Consider the following 16,960-nt stretch of genomic DNA (forward strand, 5'->3'; position numbering starts at 1 on the left):
GAAACGCGCCCCTCGCAGCCTTCAACACCATGTTTTATATAGGAAATATAATGGTCAGGACAGCGAAATCAGCGCCTTACTTGGGAAATGTGGGATCGCATGTGTTAAGTTCATCAATTTTGATAATGGCTTCTTCCTTGCCCCTAACACTTTCTGTAAATGAAACTGAGCAAGGATTCCCCATTAGGGAGATGCCCGAGCTATGTGCTAACGTGATTACTACCTCATTGTGATTTTTTCTCCGCTGATGAGAAACTGCCAAGTTACTGTGGCGCTGTCTCAGTTCACTTAGTGCCCTTTGGCTGCCCCTGCCATTCTTGTGTTCCGCAAGATCGGATAGCGAAAAGTTCAATCCATCGCTTCGGAGCTGAACAGAGTACCCGGATGAAAAAATCTCAAAGTTAGTTGCGCCTCCGTGAGATAGCGAGTTGCGAGCAATTTCTATAACGAAGTTTCTCAGTTCAAGAGATGCCTCCTCTCCCCACAACATTTGTAGACAGCTTTCAATAGTGAACTTTCTAACTGCACTAGCTATTTCTAGGAAGTTAATGCTGCATGATAATTTAGCTAGGCTTTCAGTCCGCAGCTTGGCCTTCGCATCATCTGAATTATATGCTTGCTGAAGCGATGCCTTTCTTTCTGCAATTCTGCGCCAATCCAACAGTGTTTCTGGCGTATAAGTGCATTCATCTGAATCAATCAGTTTTCCATGCGAATAACACATCCAGATGCCATTTTCTATTTTTTTAAGTTGCTTTACATCTTTTGTCCCGACTCTGCGTGCCGAAGGGCCATCACTCGCCGCATATATGTGACAAGCCATACCGGTATTGGCCACGGCTGCATCGCCTTCGGCACTAGGACCAGACGTTTTTTTGGGACAATCCGGGAATGAGCACTGTCCTCCAGCACGCCGTTCGAGGGCAAGTACGGTGCTACGCGTGAAATCGGCTTCTCGTGCCATGAATTTTCCTAGATGTTTGGGTATCAGTTCCATGGCAGCAATCGAACGTCAACTCTCAGGTTTGCCGAAGTCGCTCAGTATTCCTATGACTTAGCCACTCCCCTCGATATCTCGTTTTGTTATGAGTTGTTCGGGGCTTGAATCGGGATCTCATGAATGTTCGAAATCCAACCATAGCTCTTGACCAGGGTGGAACGGCGTACGGTCCTTTTGTACTGTTGCTGTAGAGGTGATGCGGCAGCCTCACAGGCAGTTTTCCGCCCTGCGGGCTCTTTCGGCAGACTATTCGCCACGGCCTTCCTGAACGGCTGCTTCATCAAGATTTCGGCGGCTGCCACGCCGCACTGCCGTCAGTCAGCTTCCCGCCCTTTGTGCCACTAGTCGAGAACATTGGAGCCGGCCGGGTCAGCCAGGATATCCTCTTGCTGCGGAACCTAACTTCAGTGATAATTCTTGTGTATCACTTGTCGCACAAAGCTGTAACACAGCGGGCTGCACTCGCGGAACCGGGATAAGTGATTTCAAGGTCTTACAGCCTGTCTTCCACCCCCTCCATCGGGGATATTTGAAGACAGAAAATAGGGATCCAGCGGTTTATTTTCTGTCTTCATATCCTCGGGGGAGGCCGAAGGCCGTGGGGGGCAGACAGCCCCCCGATGCGGCCAGGGGCGCGGGCACCGGCTGATCTTTGGACGGTGCGTTTCGTCCAAGCCCCGATGTCACCAGGGTTCAGGGCGCGCTGAGCGGCACGACCGAGAGCGACATCTTGCCCGAGCCTTGCGTCAGTTCGCTGGCATGGCCGAGATAGATCAGCGCATTGTTCTTTTCGTCATAGATCCGCGTCACCTTCAGCGATTTCAGGATCAGCGAGCGGCCCTCGCTAAATACTTCCTCGCCATCCTTGCCGCGATCGATGTCGCCAAGCGTGATCGCGCCGGTCTGCGTGCAATCCACGGCCGAATAGCTCGGATCCTCGAACCAATTGCCATTGCTGACACGATCGATCAGCGAGCGGTCGAAATAGGCCAGATGGCAGGTCACGCCTGCGACTTTCGGATCCTGAAAGGCCTCGATCACGATATCATTGCCGACCCAGTCGACACCGACCTGCCCCACCTCTTCGGCGGGGGCCATGGCAGGGGCGGCCAGCAGCGTGGCGATCAGGGCAATGGTCTTTCGCATGGCGCATCCTCTCATCTGGTTGCGTGAAAACGGGTGTTCCTGTGACATCTGGGTCCGGCCCGCCCGTTCTGCAAGCACCGATCAGCGGATGGGGCAGATGGTGAGACGGGCGGGACAGGCCCCGCCGTGCCAAGGTGGATCGATGGACCAATTGGGGTGGGCGGGCGCAGCAGGAAAGGCTTGACGCGACTCGAAACCTGTCATTAATTGAACGTATGTTCATTTCCGTGGGAGGGGAAAATGTTCGCATCACCCATGCGCTTCGATCTGGGCGAGGATATCGGTGCCATGCGCGACATGGTGCATGACTGGGCACAGACCCGGGTGAAACCGATGGCGGCACAGGTGGATCGCGACAATATCTTCCCGGCCGATCTCTGGCGCGAGATGGGGGCGCTTGGCCTTTTGGGCATCACCGTGCCCGAGGAATATGGCGGATCGGGCATGGGCTATCTCGCGCATGTCATTGCGACCGAAGAGATCGCGCGCGCCTCGGCCTCGGTCAGCCTGTCTTATGGCGCGCATTCCAACCTCTGCCTGAACCAGATGAAGCTGAACGGCAATGCGGCGCAAAAGGCCAAGTATCTGCCCAAGCTGGTTTCTGGCGAACATGTCGGGGCGCTTGCGATGAGCGAGCCGGGGGCGGGCTCGGATGTGGTGTCGATGAAGCTGCGGGCCGAAAAGCGCGATGGATATTACGTCCTGAACGGGTCCAAATACTGGATCACCAATGCCCCTGATGCCGATACGCTGATCGTCTATGCCAAGACCGATCCCGAGGCCGGTGCCAAGGGCATCACCGCCTTTATCATTGAGCGCGGCTTCAAGGGCTTTTCGACCAGCGCGCATTTTGACAAGCTGGGGATGCGTGGGTCGAACACCGGCGAGCTGATCTTCGAGAATTGCGAAGTGCCCACCGAGAATGTGCTTGGCACCGAGGGGAAAGGCGTCCGGGTCTTGATGTCGGGCCTTGATTACGAGCGCGTCGTGCTGTCCGGCATTGGCACTGGCATCATGGCCGCCTGTCTGGACGAGGTGATCCCCTATGCGCGCGACCGCCAGCAATTCGGCCAGCCCATCGGGAATTTCCAGCTGATGCAGGGCAAGATCGCCGATATGTATGTCGCGATGAATTCCGCCCGTGCCTATGTCTATGAGGCGGCGCGCGCCTGTGACCGGGGCACGGTGACACGGGCCGATGCGGCGGGCTGCGTGCTTTATGCCAGCGAACAGGCCATGGTGCAGGCGCATCAGGCTGTGCAGGCGCTTGGCGGGGCAGGGTTCCTGAATGACTCGGTGGTCAGTCGGTTGTTCCGCGATGCCAAGCTGATGGAGATCGGCGCAGGCACATCCGAGATCCGCCGGATGCTGATCGGGCGTGAGCTGATGGCCGCGGGCTGAGCCATGCCGGGGCCTGTGACATTCCCGGGGGCCATAGAAAAAGGGTGCGGGCAAGGCCCACACCCTTTCGGATCCGTCACGCGGGACAGCGGGTCAGAATTTGATAATATAGGACACGCCCGCCACCAGCGGGTCGACCTCCACCTTTCCGATCTTCTTGCCGTCCAGCTTCACATCGGCATTGATGTCGATGTAGCGCAGATCCATCCGCAGGGCGCTTTTCTCGGACAGCGCATAATCGACGCCCAGATGCGCGGCGAGGCCCCAGCTATCATCGATCTTCAGATCGCCAAGCGGCGAGCGGTCCTCGAAGAAGGTGGTGTAGTTCAGGCCGATGCCGACAAAGGGGGTCAGCGCGCTCTGATTGGCGAAGTGGTAGTTCAGCGACAGGGTGGGCGGCAGGTGCTTGGTGGTGCCGATCTTCGATCCGCCGATATTGATGTCATGCTTGAAGGGCAGGGCCGCCAACAGCTCGATCCCGAGATTGTCGCGGATGAAATATTCAAAGGTGAAGGTCGGGCGCGCATTGCCATCGATCTCGGTCTTGCCACCGGCCACAATGCCATTGTCGGATTTCGGGCTGACATAGCCAAAGCCAAGGCCAAGGCTCATCTCGCCCGCCGATTGGGCGAAGGCGGGGGCGCTCAGTGCGGCAGAGGCCAGAAGGGCAGTAGCAAGGATTTTCATCGGACTTCTCGCAGGTTGGTCAACAGGGTGTTTGCGGGCCGAGATTGGCGTGATCCGGGGCAGGCGGGCCTTGATGTGGATCAAGGTCAGGTGCCGGGATGCCGCGACATTCTGGCACAGAAGCCTTTGATTGATAAGGATAAGGTGATTTTCAGATATCACCTTTCATCCCTGCCCGTCGGCGCGCGCCACACCCGCCATATCGAAACGACGTCCTTGGCCCGCGCCATATCGAAGGATTGATGCCATGAAACTCACCTCCCGCATCCTCACCGGATCGGACGCATTCAAAGCCAATCGCGCAGCCCATCTGGCGATGCTGGAGACGGTGGCCGAGGCCGCAGGTCTTGCCGCCGCGGGCGGTGGCGAAAAGGCCATGGCGCGGCATGTGGCGCGCGGCAAGATGGCCCCGCGTGACCGGGTGGCGGGGCTGCTTGATCCCGGATCGCCGTTTCTGGAAATCGGTGCCACGGCGGCGCATGGGCTTTATGACGGTGCGGCCCCTTGTGCGGGCGTGATCGCGGGCATTGGCCGGGTGCAGGGCCAGGATGTCATGGTGGTCTGCAATGATGCCACCGTGAAGGGTGGCACCTATTACCCTATGACGGTGAAGAAACACCTGCGCGCGCAGGAGATCGCCGAGGAATGCCATCTGCCTTGCGTCTATCTGGTTGATAGCGGCGGCGCGAATCTGCCCAATCAGGATGAGGTCTTTCCGGATCGCGATCATTTCGGGCGGATCTTCTACAATCAGGCCCGCATGTCGGCCAAGGGCATCCCGCAGATTGCGGTCGTCATGGGATCCTGCACCGCGGGCGGGGCTTATGTGCCGGCGATGTCGGATGTGACGATCATCGTGAAGGAACAGGGCACGATCTTTCTGGCGGGGCCGCCCCTTGTGCGCGCGGCCACGGGCGAGGTGGTCACGGCCGAAGATCTTGGTGGCGGCGATGTGCATACGCGGCTGTCCGGTGTGGCGGATTATCTGGCCGAGGATGACGCCCATGCCCTGGCCCTTGCCCGCCGCGCGATCAGCCATCTGAACCGGGCGCGGCCTGCGACCGTGCAATGGCAATCGGTGGAAGATCCGGCCTTTGACCCGGAAGAAATCCTTGGCGTGGTGCCCGGCGATCTGCGCACGCCCTATGACATCCGCGAGGTGATCGCCCGTGTGGTCGACGGCTCGCGCTTCGATGAATTCAAGCCGCGCTTCGGCGAGACGCTGGTGACCGGCTTTGCCCATGTCATGGGCTGCCCCGTCGGCATCATCGCCAATAATGGCGTGCTGTTTTCCGAGGCCGCGATCAAGGGCGCGCATTTCGTCGAGCTGTGCAGTCAGCGCAACATCCCCTTGGTCTTCCTGCAAAACATCACCGGCTTCATGGTGGGCCGGAAATATGAAAACGAGGGCATCGCACGCCACGGTGCCAAGATGGTGACGGCTGTGGCCGCCACCAATGTGCCAAAGGTGACCATGCTGGTCGGCGGCAGCTTCGGGGCGGGGAATTACGGCATGGCGGGGCGCGCCTATCAGCCGCGCTTCCTGTGGACATGGCCGAACAGCCGCATCTCTGTCATGGGGGGCGAGCAGGCGGCGGGGGTGCTGGCCACCGTCAAGCGCGAGGGGATCGAGCGCGCGGGCGGCAGCTGGAGCGCGGCAGAGGAGGCCGAATTCAAGCGCCCGACGATCGAGATGTTTGAACGGCAAAGCCATCCACTCTATGCCTCCGCCCGGCTCTGGGATGATGGCATCATCGATCCGCGCAAGACGCGGGCCACGCTGTTCCTGTCGCTGTCTGCGGCGCTGAATGCGCCCATTGACCCCACGCGCTTTGGCGTCTTCCGGATGTGATCGCGATGGGACCTGACCGTATTTGCTTTGTCGCCCCCCATCTCTTTGTCGCCCCCTGTCACCTTGCCGCCACCGGCCCTAGGATGGGGGGATGCGCATGACCCCTGACCTGTTCCTTTACATCACCGCAACCCTGATGGCGCTTTGGACCATCGCCGACCGCTACGCGCCCTATGAAGGCCTGAGCGATGCGGGGTGCCGCATCGATGCGGTGCTGGATGGCGACACCCTGCGCCTGATCTGCAATGGCACCGCCGAGACCGCCCGGCTGACCGGCTTTGACACCCCCGAAACCCGTGATGCCCGCTGCGAGGCCGAGCGTGCCTTGGGCAAACAGGCGGCGGCCTATCTGCGCGACTGGGTGCGGCGGGCGCAGCCCGGCATTTCCGATCAGGGCCATGACAAGTATCGCCGCCGCCTGATCCGCTTGCGGCTTGACGGGCAGGATGTGGCGGCGCGGATGATCGGGCAGGGGCTGGCCGTGCCCTATACGGGTGCCGCGCGCATCGATTGGTGCGCGCGGCTGAAGGCGGGGACCATACGATGACGGATGCGGGGATCGAGACAGGCTTCACCACAGCCTTTGGTTTGCGCCATCCGGTGGCGCTGGCCCCCATGGCGGGGGCGGCAGGCGGGCGGCTGGCGGCGGCGGTCGCGCAGGCGGGGGGGCTTGGCCTGCTGGGCGGCGGCTATGGCGAGGCCGATTGGATCGCCCGGGAATGGGCGCTGGCCGAAGGGGCGGGCGCGCGGATCGGCATCGGCTTCATCACCTGGCGGCTGACGCCTTCGTTGCTGGCACAATGCCTGGATCGCGCCCCCCGCGCAGTCATGCTGTCTTTCGGGGATCCCGCGCCGTTCGCGCCCGCGATCCATGCCGCAGGCGTGCCGCTGATCTGCCAGTGCCAGACCGTGGCCCATGCCCGCGCCGCCTTGGAGGCAGGCGCGCAGATCCTTGTGGCGCAAGGGGCCGAGGCCGGCGGCCATGGCGCAACGCGCGGCACCATGACCCTTGTGCCGGAACTGGCCGATCTGATCGCCGCCCGCGCCCCGCAGACGATCCTGCTGGCCGCGGGGGGCATTGCCGATGGCCGCAGCCTCGCCGCCAGCCTGATGCTCGGCGCCGATGGGGCGCTGATCGGCAGCCGGTTCTGGGCTGCATCCGAGGCGCTGGTGCCGCAGGGCTTTCACGCCGCCGCCTGTGCGTCCGACGGTGATGCGACGCTGCGTTCCTCGGTGCCGGATGCGGTGCGCGGGCTGGATTGGCCTGCCCCCTTCACCATCCGCACGATGCGCTCGGCTTTCAGCGACCGCTGGCAGTCTGATCCGCAAGCACTGCGCGCGCCCGAAGCAGGGCCGATCCGCACCGCCTGGAGCAATGCCCAGGCCGCGGGCGACGCGCGCAACGGCACCCCGGTGGTGGGCGAGGCTGTGGGGCTGATCCAGCAGATTGCCCCCGCCGCCGAGATCCTGACCCGCATGACCGCCGATGCGCTATCCCGGCTCCAGTCATTTTCTGCCCCCAAATATCCCGGGGGTGCGGGGGCTGGCCCCCGCCGTGACCTCGGCCAAGACCCCATCCCATCGGAGATCTGACATGTTCCAGAAGATCCTGATCGCCAATCGTGGCGAGATCGCCTGCCGCATCATCGCCACCGCCCGCAAGCTGGGTGTGGCAAGTGTTGCGGTCTATTCCGAGGCGGATGCAGATTCTGCGCATGTCGCGCTGGCGGATGAGGCCGTGGCCATTGGTGGCCCGGCCCCGCGTGACAGTTACCTGCGGGGCGATGCGATCATCGCGGCGGCGCGGCACACGGGCGCGCAGGCCATCCATCCCGGCTATGGCTTCCTGTCGGAAAATCCCGATTTCGTCGATGCGGTGACGGCGGCGGGTCTGGTCTTCATTGGCCCCTCGGCGGATGCGATCCGCGCCATGGGGCTGAAGGATGCCGCCAAGCGCCTGATGGATGCGGCAGGTGTGCCGGTGGTGCCGGGCTATCTTGGCGACAATCAGGACCCTGCGCATCTGGCGGCTGCGGCCGAAACCATCGGCTATCCGGTGCTCATCAAGGCGGTGGCGGGCGGGGGCGGCAAGGGGATGCGCAAGGTCACACAGCCCGGCGATTTCGCCGATGCGCTGGCCTCGGCCAAGGGCGAGGCTGCGACAGCTTTTGGCAATGATGCGGTGTTGATCGAGAAATATATCGAAAAACCCCGCCATATCGAGCTGCAGGTGTTTGGCGATGGCCAGGATGCGGTGCATCTCTTCGAACGCGACTGCTCGCTCCAGCGCCGCCATCAGAAGGTGATCGAGGAAGCCCCGGCGCCCGACATGCCGCCCGAGATGCGTGCGGCCATGGGCGAGGCTGCGGTGCGCGCGGCCCGCGCCATTGGCTATAAGGGGGCAGGCACTATCGAGTTCATCGTCGATGCCTCGGACGGGCTGCGTGCGGACCGCTTCTGGTTCATGGAGATGAATACCCGATTGCAGGTCGAGCATCCGGTGACCGAAGCAATCACCGGGGTCGATCTGGTGGAGTGGCAATTGCGTGTCGCCGCGGGCGAGGCTTTGCCACGCAGGCAGGATCAATTGGCGATCCATGGCCATGCCTTCGAGGCGCGGCTTTACGCCGAGGACGTGCCCGCAGGCTTTCTGCCCGCCACGGGGCGGCTGGCGCATCTGGCCTTTCCGCCGGGGGTGCGCGCCGATACCGGCGTGCGCAGCGGCGATGCGATCAGCCCGTGGTATGATCCGATGATTGCCAAGATCATCGTGCATGGCCCGACAAGGGCGGCCGCCTTGCAACAGCTGTCGCGCGCCCTGGCCGAGACGCAGGTGGCAGGCACCACCACGAACCTTGCCTTCCTTGGCGCGCTGGCCCGGCATCCGGGCTTTGCGGCAGGCGATGTCGATACCGGGCTGATCGAGCGGGATCTGGCGCAGCTGGTGGCCCCCCCCGCGCCCGCGCAACAGGTGCTTGCGGCGGCACTCTTTGCGGCGGCGGATTTGCAGGGCCGCCCGCTTGAAGGCTTCAGCCTCTGGGCACCGCTTGAACGCCCGCTGGCCATCCAGCGCGGTGATGCGGTGACGGTGGGCCGCCTGCGCATCGGCACAGAGGGGCCGCGCATCCTGCTGGATGGCGAAAGCCATTCTGCGCCCCGGCTGGCGGTGATCCGAACAGACGCGCAGATCCATGTCTTCGATCAGGGCCAGTGTTTCACCTTCACACAGGTCGATCCGCTGGCACGCACATCCAGCACAGGGCCTGCGGGCAATGCAACGCTGTCGCCCATGCCGGGGCTGGTGAAGGCGGTCTTCGTGCAGCCGGGGCAGGCGGTGCAGGCCGGCGACCGGTTGGCGATCCTTGAGGCGATGAAGATGGAACACACCCTGACCGCCGCCCGCGATGGCATGGTGGCCGAGGTGCTGGTGCAAAGCGGGGCGCAGGTCGAGGCCGGGGCCGCGCTGATCCTGCTGGAAGAAGAACAGGTGCCGGCATGACCATCCGCCTGCATCACGTTGCGGGTTCGCGCAGCTTCCGCATCCTGTGGCTGCTGGAGGAACTGGGGCTGGATTACCAGATCATCCCGTATCGTCTGGATGACGGCTCCACCCGGCAGGCGGATTTCCTTGCGTTGTCGCCCCTGGGCCGGGTGCCGGCGCTGGAGGTCGACGGGCTGTCGATCTTTGAAAGCGGTGCCATCGCGCAATATCTGCTGGAGCGTCACCCCGAGGCGGGGCTTGCGCCTGCACCGGGCAGCGCAGCCCGCGCGCGGTTTCTGGAATGGCTGCATTTCGCGGAGACCCAGGGGGCGCTGCTGGAACAGCTGAATATCCAGCATATCTTCCTGCGTCCCGTTGAGGCGCGATCGCCGGTCCTGATGAAGCTGCTCACCCGCCGTCTTGCTGTGACCCTGCAGGCGATGGAGGCCAGGCTGACCCGGCAGGACAGTCTGCTGGAGGGCGGCTTCTCTGCCGCCGATATCATGTTGGGCTTCAACATCCCGGCGGTGTTCCGCTTCTTGTCTGCAAGCGATTACCCGGCGCTTGCCGCATATGGCGCGGCGATGGCTTCGCGTCCGGCCTATCTTCGCGCCATGGAACGGTCTGGCCCACAGGCGCTTTACGCCAAGGATTTTTATGAGATCCCGCATGGATAAGGTCGATATCTTCGAGGTTGGCCCGCGCGACGGGTTGCAGAACGAGGCGCGGCTGATCGCGACCGCCGACAAGATCGCGCTGGTCGATCTGTTGAGCGGGGCAGGCTTTCGCCGGATCGAGGTCACCAGTTTTGTCAGCCCGAAATGGGTGCCGCAAATGGCCGATGCGGCCGAAGTGCTGGCCGGGATCACGCGTGCGCCAGGTATATCCTACGCGGCACTGACGCCGAACCTGAAGGGGTATCAGGGCGCGCGGGCGGCACGGGCGGATGAGGTCGCGATCTTCGCCTCGGCCTCCGAGGGGTTCAGTCAGGCCAATCTCAATTGCTCCATCGCCGAAAGTCTGGACCGCTTCGCGCCGCTGGCCGAGGCTGCGCGCGCCGATGGCATAAGATTGCGCGGCTATGTCTCGATGGTGACCGATTGCCCCTTTGACGGGCCGACCCCGCCTGCGCAGGTGGCGCGGGTGGCATCCGCGCTGCTGGATATGGGCTGTTATGAGGTCGCGCTGGGCGAGACCATCGGCCATGGCACGCCGGCCCGCATCCGCGCGATGCTGGAGACCGCGCTTGCCGATATTCCGGCAGACCGGCTGGCCGGGCATTATCACGACACCAGGGGGCGGGCCTTGGCAAATATCGAAGCCTCGCTTGAACTGGGGCTGCGCAGTTTCGATGCGGCGGTGGGGGGGCTTGGCGGTTGCCCCTATGCGCCGGGGGCTGCGGGCAATGTCGCGACCGAGGCTGTGGTGGCAAGGCTGGCGGATCTGGGCCTTGTGACCGGCATCGACCCGGACCGGCTGGCCAAAGCCGCCGCCCTGGCGCGCGGGCTACGACGGGCACCCGATTTTTCGTCGAAAAATCGTGGCAGCATCTGAACGGGAGGCAGGGCAATGTATGACACGATCACGCTGGATCTTGATGCACGCGGCGTTGCGCGGCTGACATTGAACCGGCCTGAAAAGCACAACACGCTTTCGGCGCAGATGATCGCCGATCTGCGCGATGCGGCGGCGCGTCTGGCCGCAGATGGCGGCGTGCGGGCGGTGGTGCTGGCCGCGCAAGGCGAAAGTTTCTGTGCCGGCGGCGATCTGGCCTGGATGCGGGCGCAGATCGAGGGCGGCGAGGAGGCCCGCCGCGCCGGGGCTTCGGCATTGGCGGCGATGTTGCAGGCGCTGAACAGCCTGCCGATGCCGCTGATCGGCCGGGTGCAGGGGCAAGCCTATGGCGGTGGTCTTGGCATGATGTCGGTCTGCGACACCTGCTATGGCGTCACCGGCGCAAGGTTCGGGTTGACCGAAACGCGGCTTGGGCTGATCCCGGCCACGATCTCGCCCTATGTGGTGGCGCGGATCGGGGCGGCGGCAGCCCGGCGGCACTTCCTGTCGGCCCGGCTGTTCAGCGCGGCGGAGGCGCATCGCATCGGGCTTTTGGCCGAGATCACCGCGCCGGAGGATCTGGATGCGGCCATCGAAGCCGAGTTGCGCGCCATCCTGGCCTGTGCGCCGCGCGCGGTTGCCGCCTCCAAGGCGCTGGTGGCACGGCTGTCGGCCCCGATTGATGCGGCCTTGATCGCGGAGACGGCGGATCTGCTGATCGCCCGCTGGGAAGATCCCGAAACGGCTGAGGGGATCGCGGCATTCTTCGGCAAACGCAAGCCGAATTGGGCGCAGGCCTCGTCCGACTGACCCGCAGAAAACGGCAGAAAGTCGTCGCTCTGCCACGCCCTGCGATAGCCCGTCGCGCGGGGGGGACTTGGGTCGTCACCACCGATGCGGGCCGCAGAAGCTCGCGATAGCCCGGCGCGCGAGGGGCCCTCTGCGGTGCCTCGAGCCTTCGAAACCGGGGCCAGCCAGGGCTTTTTCTGGCTGGCCCCGGTTGCCGGGGCGGGCATCCCTGATGTGCGGCGGCCGGATTTCGGCACGGCCTGACGGCCAGACGATGCGCCTGCTAGGTCACGGCGAGAACCATCGGCGTGATCGATGGCGACACCATCGCCGTCAAGCCCGACAGATTCAGTCGGTTAATCCGAGAGATTCCCTAGGATATTCCGCGCCGCAGCATGGCGCAGAAGCTGCGGCCATTTTGTTGGTGTGCCGCGGTATACAGTCAACGAAATCAAGGCAACGGCGCGGGATTTTCGCTGTCGCTTCAGTTGACCCCGCTACGGGGCAGGAGTAAACGGAAACCCAGCAACGATCCGCGCGCGCCGGGGGATGTCCTCCCATGCCCGTCAGCCGAAGGAGCCACTCGTGGACGGACTTCTCCGAGAATACCTCCCCATTCTCATCTTTCTTGCGCTCGCGGTTGTCCTCGGGCTGGTGCTGATCCTCGCCGCTGTTGTGCTTGCCGTGCGCAACCCGGACCCCGAAAAGGTCTCGGCTTATGAATGCGGCTTCAATGCCTTCGATGACGCGCGGATGAAATTCGACGTGCGCTTCTACCTGGTGTCGATCCTGTTCATCATTTTCGACCTTGAGGTCGCCTTCCTGTTCCCCTGGGCCGTGGCCTTTGGCGAGATGTCGATGGTGGGCTTCTGGTCGATGATCGTGTTCCTGGGCGTGCTGACCGTGGGCTTTGCCTATGAATGGAAGAAAGGGGCGCTGGAATGGGCGTGAGCACTTCTCTCAATCATGCGGCGAACGATCTGGATGCCGCAACCGCAGCCCTCAACCGCGATCTGCAGGACAAGGGTTTCCTGCTGACCACGACCGAAGACATCATCAACTGGGCGCGCACTGGCTCGCTGCACTGGATGACCTTTGGTCTGGCCTGCTGCGCGGTGGAGATGATGCACACTTCGATGCCGCATTACGACGCCGAGCGCTTCGGCATCGCCCCGCGCGCCAGCCCGCGCCAGTCTGACTGCATGATCGTGGCCGGCACCCTGACCAACAAGATGGCCCCCGCGCTGCGCAAGGTCTATGACCAGATGCCCGAGCCGCGCTACGTCATCTCGATGGGCTCCTGCGCAAACGGCGGCGGCTATTACCATTACAGCTATTCGGTGGTGCGCGGCTGCGACCGTGTGGTTCCGGTGGACATCTATGTTCCCGGCTGCCCGCCCACGGCCGAGGCGCTGCTTTATGGTCTGCTGCAGCTTCAGCGCAAGATCCGCCGCACCGGCACGCTGGTCCGCTGAGGAGGGATGCCTATGTCTGAAGCCCTGCAACAACTGGCCGAGCATATCCAGCTGAAGCGCCCCGATGCCGTGGTCGGCTGCCAGATCGCCTTTGGCGAGCTGACCGTTGAGGTGCAGCCTGCGCAGATCCTCGGTTTTGTCGATTTCCTGAAAACCGATCCGACCTGCCGCTTCTCCAGCCTGGTCGATATCACGGCGGTGGATCACCCCGAGCGCCCGGCGCGCTTTGACGTGGTCTATCACTTCCTGTCGATGTATCAGAACCACCGCATCCGGGTGAAAGTGCCGACCCGCGAGGATGAGATGGTCCCTTCGATCATCAGCCTGCATCCGAGTGCCAACTGGTTCGAGCGCGAAGTGTTCGACATGTTCGGCATCCTGTTTTCGGGCCACCCGGACCTGCGCCGCATCCTGACCGATTACGGCTTCCGCGGCCATCCGCTGCGCAAGGATTTCCCCACCACCGGCTACACGGAAGTGCGTTACAACGAGGCGCTGAAGCGCGTCGTCTACGAGCCGGTGAAGCTGGTGCAGGAATACCGCCAGTTCGACTTCCTCAGCCCCTGGGAAGGCGCACAATACGTGCTGCCCGGGGATGAGAAAGGGGCGGCCAAGTGAAAGACGGGCTGAAGATCGGGGCCAAGGCGGAACACCGCTTCACCGTGGAAGAGCGCCACACCGTGCGTGCGCTCTTCTCCGAGGAAGGCGCGTTTCCGACCATGCCTGCGGTCTTCGCCACCGCCTATATGACCGGGCTGATGGAATGGGCCTGCGTCGAGATCGTCAAACCGTTCTATGAAAATGACGATGACAGTCTCGGCACCCATGTCGATTTCAGCCATCTGGCACCCACCCTGCCGGGGCAGGTGGTCACGGTCACGGCGGAAGTGACGGAGTTTGACGGGCGGTTCATCTGGTTCCGCGTGCAGGCTCATGACGGGATTGACCTGATCGGCGAGGGGCGCCACCAGCGCGCGCTGATCAAGACGGAAAAATTCGCACACCGGCTGGCTGCCAAACGCGCCAGTGCGGGGCTGGAGGGCTGAGATGGACGGCGACATCCGCGTGAACACCTATGACGACGGCAGCCGTGACGCGGCCGCTGGCGAACAGCAGATCCGCAATTTCAACATCAACTTCGGTCCGCAGCACCCGGCAGCGCACGGCGTGCTGCGCATGGTGTTGGAACTGGATGGCGAGATCGTCGAACGCGCCGATCCGCATATCGGCCTGCTGCATCGCGGCACCGAAAAGCTGATGGAAAGCCGCACCTATCTGCAGAACCTGCCCTATCTGGACCGTCTGGATTATGTGGCACCGATGAACCAGGAACATGCCTGGTGTCTGGCGATCGAAAAGCTGACCGGCACCGTGGTGCCGCGCCGGGCGCAGTTGATCCGGGTGCTGTATTCGGAAATCGGCCGCATCCTGAACCACCTGATGAACCTGACCACCGGCGCGATGGACGTGGGTGCGCTGACCCCACCGCTTTGGGGCTTTACCGCCCGTGAAGAACTGATGATCTTTTATGAGCGCGCCTGTGGTGCCCGCCTGCACGCAGCCTACTTCCGTCCCGGCGGCGTGCATCAGGATCTGCCGCCCGATCTGCTGAATGATATCGAGGCCTGGTGTGATCGGTTCCCCAAGATGATCGCCGATCTGTCGGAACTGCTGTTGGAGAACCGCATCTTCAAGCAGCGCACCGTCGATATCGCTGTGGTCAGCCAGCAAGACGCGCTGGATTGGGGCTTTTCCGGCGTGATGGTGCGGGGCTCGGGCATGGCCTGGGATCTGCGCCGCGCACAGCCCTATGAATGCTATGACGAATTTGACTTCAAGATCCCGGTCGGAACCAATGGCGATTGCTATGACCGCTTCCTCTGCCGCATGGCCGAGATGACGGAATCGCTGTCGATCATGAAACAGGCCATCGCCAAGCTGCGCGAACCTGCGGGCAAGACCGACATTCTGGCGCGCGGCAAACTGACCCCGCCAAAGCGTGGCGATATGAAAACCTCGATGGAGGCGCTCATTCACCACTTCAAGCTTTACACCGAAGGCTTCCACGTTCCTGCCGGCGAGGTCTATGCCGCCGTGGAGGCCCCGAAGGGGGAATTCGGCGTCTATATGGTGGCCGATGGCACCAACAAGCCCTATCGCGCCAAGCTGCGCGCCCCGGGCTATCTGCACCTTCAATCAATGGATTACCTTGCCAAAGGGCATCAGCTTGCGGATGTCTCGGCGATTATCGCCACGCTTGATATCGTGTTCGGAGAGGTCGACCGCTAATGCTTCGCCGCCTGCATAAAGAACAGCCAGCCAGCTTCGCCTTCACGCCGAAAAATCTGGAATGGGCGCATGGCCAGATTTCCAAATATCCCGAAGGTCGGCAGGCCTCGGCGGTGATCCCGCTGCTGTTCCGCGCCCAGGAACAGGAAGGCTGGCTGACCCGCCCGGCCATCGAATATGTTGCCGATATGCTGGGCATGGCGCGTATCCGCGTGCTGGAGGTTGCGACCTTCTACTTCATGTTCCAGCTGCAACCCGTTGGAACGGTGGCCCATATCCAGATCTGCGGCACCACCTCCTGCATGATCTGCGGTGCCGAAGATCTGATCGCGGTCTGCAAGGAGCTGATTGCGCCGACCCCCTACACGCTGTCTGCCGATGGCAAGTTCAGCTGGGAAGAGGTCGAATGCCTTGGTGCCTGCGCCAATGCCCCGGCGATCAATATCGGCAAGGATTACTATGAGGATCTGAGCCCCGAGCGTCTGCGCGACATGATCGCGCGCTTTGGTTCGGGCGAGGTGCCAGTTCCCGGCTCGCAGATCGGGCGCTATTCGTCGGAGCCGCTGAACGGCCTGACCGCGCTGAAGGAATTCGACAGCGGCCGCACCCAGTATAATGGCTCGGTGCAGCGCGCGATGGATATCGGCGACACCATCCGCCGCATCGACGGCACCGAAGTTCCGATCCTGACGCCGTGGAAGCGCGCATCCGAGATCGAGGCCCCGGCAGCCGCCGAAGAAGCGCCTGCTGCGGCCGCCAAGGGCATCGCACCGGAAAAGGCCGAGGCATTGGCCACAGGCAAGCCCGAAGTGAAGGTGGAGGCCCCCGCAGGTGTGGCGACCGCTGCACCGGGCCAGAATGTTGCGGGCCAGAATACCGCCTCCGGCGACAAGCCCGCAGGTGCGCGTCTGGTGGACAGCCTGCCGGAAGGCGAGGCCAAGGCCAAGGCCAAGGTTGCGGCCCCCGCTGCTGTGGCCGCCCTGCCGGAATCCGAGGGCACCAAGCCCGAAGGGCTGGCGGCAGCGCGTGACGGCAAGGGCGATGACCTGAAGCTGATCGAGGGCATCGGCCCGGTTCTGGAAAAGCTGTGCCATGAGCTGGGCATTTTCCACTTTGACCAGATCGCCGGCTGGGGTGCGGATGAAATCGCCTGGATGGACAGCAATCTGAAAGGCTTCCGTGGCCGGGTGACCCGTGACAAATGGGTCAGTCAGGCGAAGATCATCGTGACCGAGGGGATCGATATCTTCCTCGAGCGCGCGAAGACCAACGATTACTGAGGGTCT

General features: G+C 62.9%; 17 protein-coding genes. 14 read left to right on the forward strand and 3 right to left on the reverse strand.

The window, feature by feature from the left end; translation table 11 throughout:
• Positions 1-76 precede the first annotated feature (76 nt).
• The gene (locus GBJ34_RS04025) at positions 77-964 is read right to left on the reverse strand and encodes a hypothetical protein (protein ID WP_151717988.1); all 888 of its coding nucleotides are present in this window, start codon (positions 962-964) and stop codon (positions 77-79) included.
• A gap of 729 nt (positions 965-1,693) precedes the next feature.
• On the reverse strand, positions 1,694-2,146 hold the full coding sequence (locus GBJ34_RS04030) for a CreA family protein (protein ID WP_151717989.1): 453 nt from the start codon (positions 2,144-2,146) through the stop codon (positions 1,694-1,696).
• Positions 2,147-2,386: 240 nt separating this feature from the next.
• Here GBJ34_RS04030 and GBJ34_RS04035 point away from each other — a divergent pair, with 240 nt between their 5' ends.
• On the forward strand, positions 2,387-3,547 hold the full coding sequence (locus GBJ34_RS04035; protein WP_151717990.1) for an isovaleryl-CoA dehydrogenase: 1,161 nt from the start codon (positions 2,387-2,389) through the stop codon (positions 3,545-3,547).
• A gap of 93 nt (positions 3,548-3,640) precedes the next feature.
• On the opposite strand, the gene GBJ34_RS04040 is transcribed toward GBJ34_RS04035, so the two are convergent.
• The gene (locus GBJ34_RS04040; RefSeq protein ID WP_151717991.1) at positions 3,641-4,234 is read right to left on the reverse strand and encodes an OmpW/AlkL family protein; all 594 of its coding nucleotides are present in this window, start codon (positions 4,232-4,234) and stop codon (positions 3,641-3,643) included.
• A 247-nt stretch (positions 4,235-4,481) separates the two neighbouring features.
• Between GBJ34_RS04040 and GBJ34_RS04045 the strand changes: the two genes are divergently transcribed.
• From GBJ34_RS04045 to GBJ34_RS04105, 13 genes are all read left to right on the forward strand, one after another.
• Entirely contained in the window at positions 4,482-6,086 is a 1,605-nt protein-coding gene (locus GBJ34_RS04045) for a carboxyl transferase domain-containing protein (protein ID WP_151717992.1), read from the forward strand.
• Between the two features lie 91 nt (positions 6,087-6,177).
• Positions 6,178-6,633, forward strand: coding sequence for a thermonuclease family protein (locus GBJ34_RS04050; protein ID WP_151717993.1), 456 nt, complete (start codon positions 6,178-6,180; stop codon positions 6,631-6,633).
• Positions 6,630-7,679: an NAD(P)H-dependent flavin oxidoreductase gene (locus GBJ34_RS04055; protein WP_151717994.1), complete on the forward strand. Its 1,050-nt coding sequence runs from the start codon at positions 6,630-6,632 to the stop codon at positions 7,677-7,679. The genes GBJ34_RS04050 and GBJ34_RS04055 overlap by 4 nt, the downstream gene beginning before the upstream one ends.
• Before the next feature lies 1 nt (position 7,680).
• The gene (locus tag GBJ34_RS04060) at positions 7,681-9,585 is read left to right on the forward strand and encodes an acetyl/propionyl/methylcrotonyl-CoA carboxylase subunit alpha (RefSeq protein WP_151717995.1); all 1,905 of its coding nucleotides are present in this window, start codon (positions 7,681-7,683) and stop codon (positions 9,583-9,585) included.
• On the forward strand, positions 9,582-10,244 hold the full coding sequence (locus tag GBJ34_RS04065) for a glutathione S-transferase family protein (protein ID WP_151717996.1): 663 nt from the start codon (positions 9,582-9,584) through the stop codon (positions 10,242-10,244). Before GBJ34_RS04060 ends, GBJ34_RS04065 begins: the two co-directional genes overlap by 4 nt.
• Complete coding sequence (locus tag GBJ34_RS04070) at positions 10,237-11,121, forward strand: hydroxymethylglutaryl-CoA lyase (RefSeq protein ID WP_151717997.1); 885 nt, start codon at positions 10,237-10,239, stop codon at positions 11,119-11,121. The genes GBJ34_RS04065 and GBJ34_RS04070 overlap by 8 nt, the downstream gene beginning before the upstream one ends.
• A gap of 15 nt (positions 11,122-11,136) precedes the next feature.
• A complete protein-coding gene (locus GBJ34_RS04075; RefSeq protein WP_151717998.1) occupies positions 11,137-11,931 on the forward strand; it encodes a crotonase/enoyl-CoA hydratase family protein in 795 nt (264 codons plus the stop codon).
• Between the two features lie 564 nt (positions 11,932-12,495).
• Positions 12,496-12,861 carry an NADH-quinone oxidoreductase subunit A gene (locus GBJ34_RS04080; protein WP_151717999.1) on the forward strand — a complete coding sequence of 122 codons (366 nt, stop codon included), beginning with the start codon at positions 12,496-12,498 and terminating at the stop codon, positions 12,859-12,861.
• The gene (locus GBJ34_RS04085; protein WP_151718000.1) at positions 12,852-13,385 is read left to right on the forward strand and encodes a NuoB/complex I 20 kDa subunit family protein; all 534 of its coding nucleotides are present in this window, start codon (positions 12,852-12,854) and stop codon (positions 13,383-13,385) included. Before GBJ34_RS04080 ends, GBJ34_RS04085 begins: the two co-directional genes overlap by 10 nt.
• 12 nt (positions 13,386-13,397) lie before the next feature.
• Positions 13,398-14,003 (forward strand): NADH-quinone oxidoreductase subunit C, encoded by a 606-nt coding sequence (locus tag GBJ34_RS04090; RefSeq protein WP_151718001.1) that lies wholly within the window; start codon positions 13,398-13,400, stop codon positions 14,001-14,003.
• Positions 14,000-14,431: a thioesterase family protein gene (locus GBJ34_RS04095; protein ID WP_151718002.1), complete on the forward strand. Its 432-nt coding sequence runs from the start codon at positions 14,000-14,002 to the stop codon at positions 14,429-14,431. The genes GBJ34_RS04090 and GBJ34_RS04095 overlap by 4 nt, the downstream gene beginning before the upstream one ends.
• 1 nt (position 14,432) lies before the next feature.
• The gene (locus GBJ34_RS04100; RefSeq protein ID WP_151718003.1) at positions 14,433-15,674 is read left to right on the forward strand and encodes an NADH-quinone oxidoreductase subunit D; all 1,242 of its coding nucleotides are present in this window, start codon (positions 14,433-14,435) and stop codon (positions 15,672-15,674) included.
• On the forward strand, positions 15,674-16,954 hold the full coding sequence (locus GBJ34_RS04105; protein WP_151718004.1) for an NADH-quinone oxidoreductase subunit E: 1,281 nt from the start codon (positions 15,674-15,676) through the stop codon (positions 16,952-16,954). The genes GBJ34_RS04100 and GBJ34_RS04105 overlap by 1 nt, the downstream gene beginning before the upstream one ends.
• Positions 16,955-16,960 lie beyond the last annotated feature (6 nt).

Origin of the sequence: Gemmobacter serpentinus (genome assembly GCF_008973825.1) — a bacterium.
In the GTDB taxonomy this organism is placed as follows: domain Bacteria; phylum Pseudomonadota; class Alphaproteobacteria; order Rhodobacterales; family Rhodobacteraceae; genus Gemmobacter; species Gemmobacter serpentinus.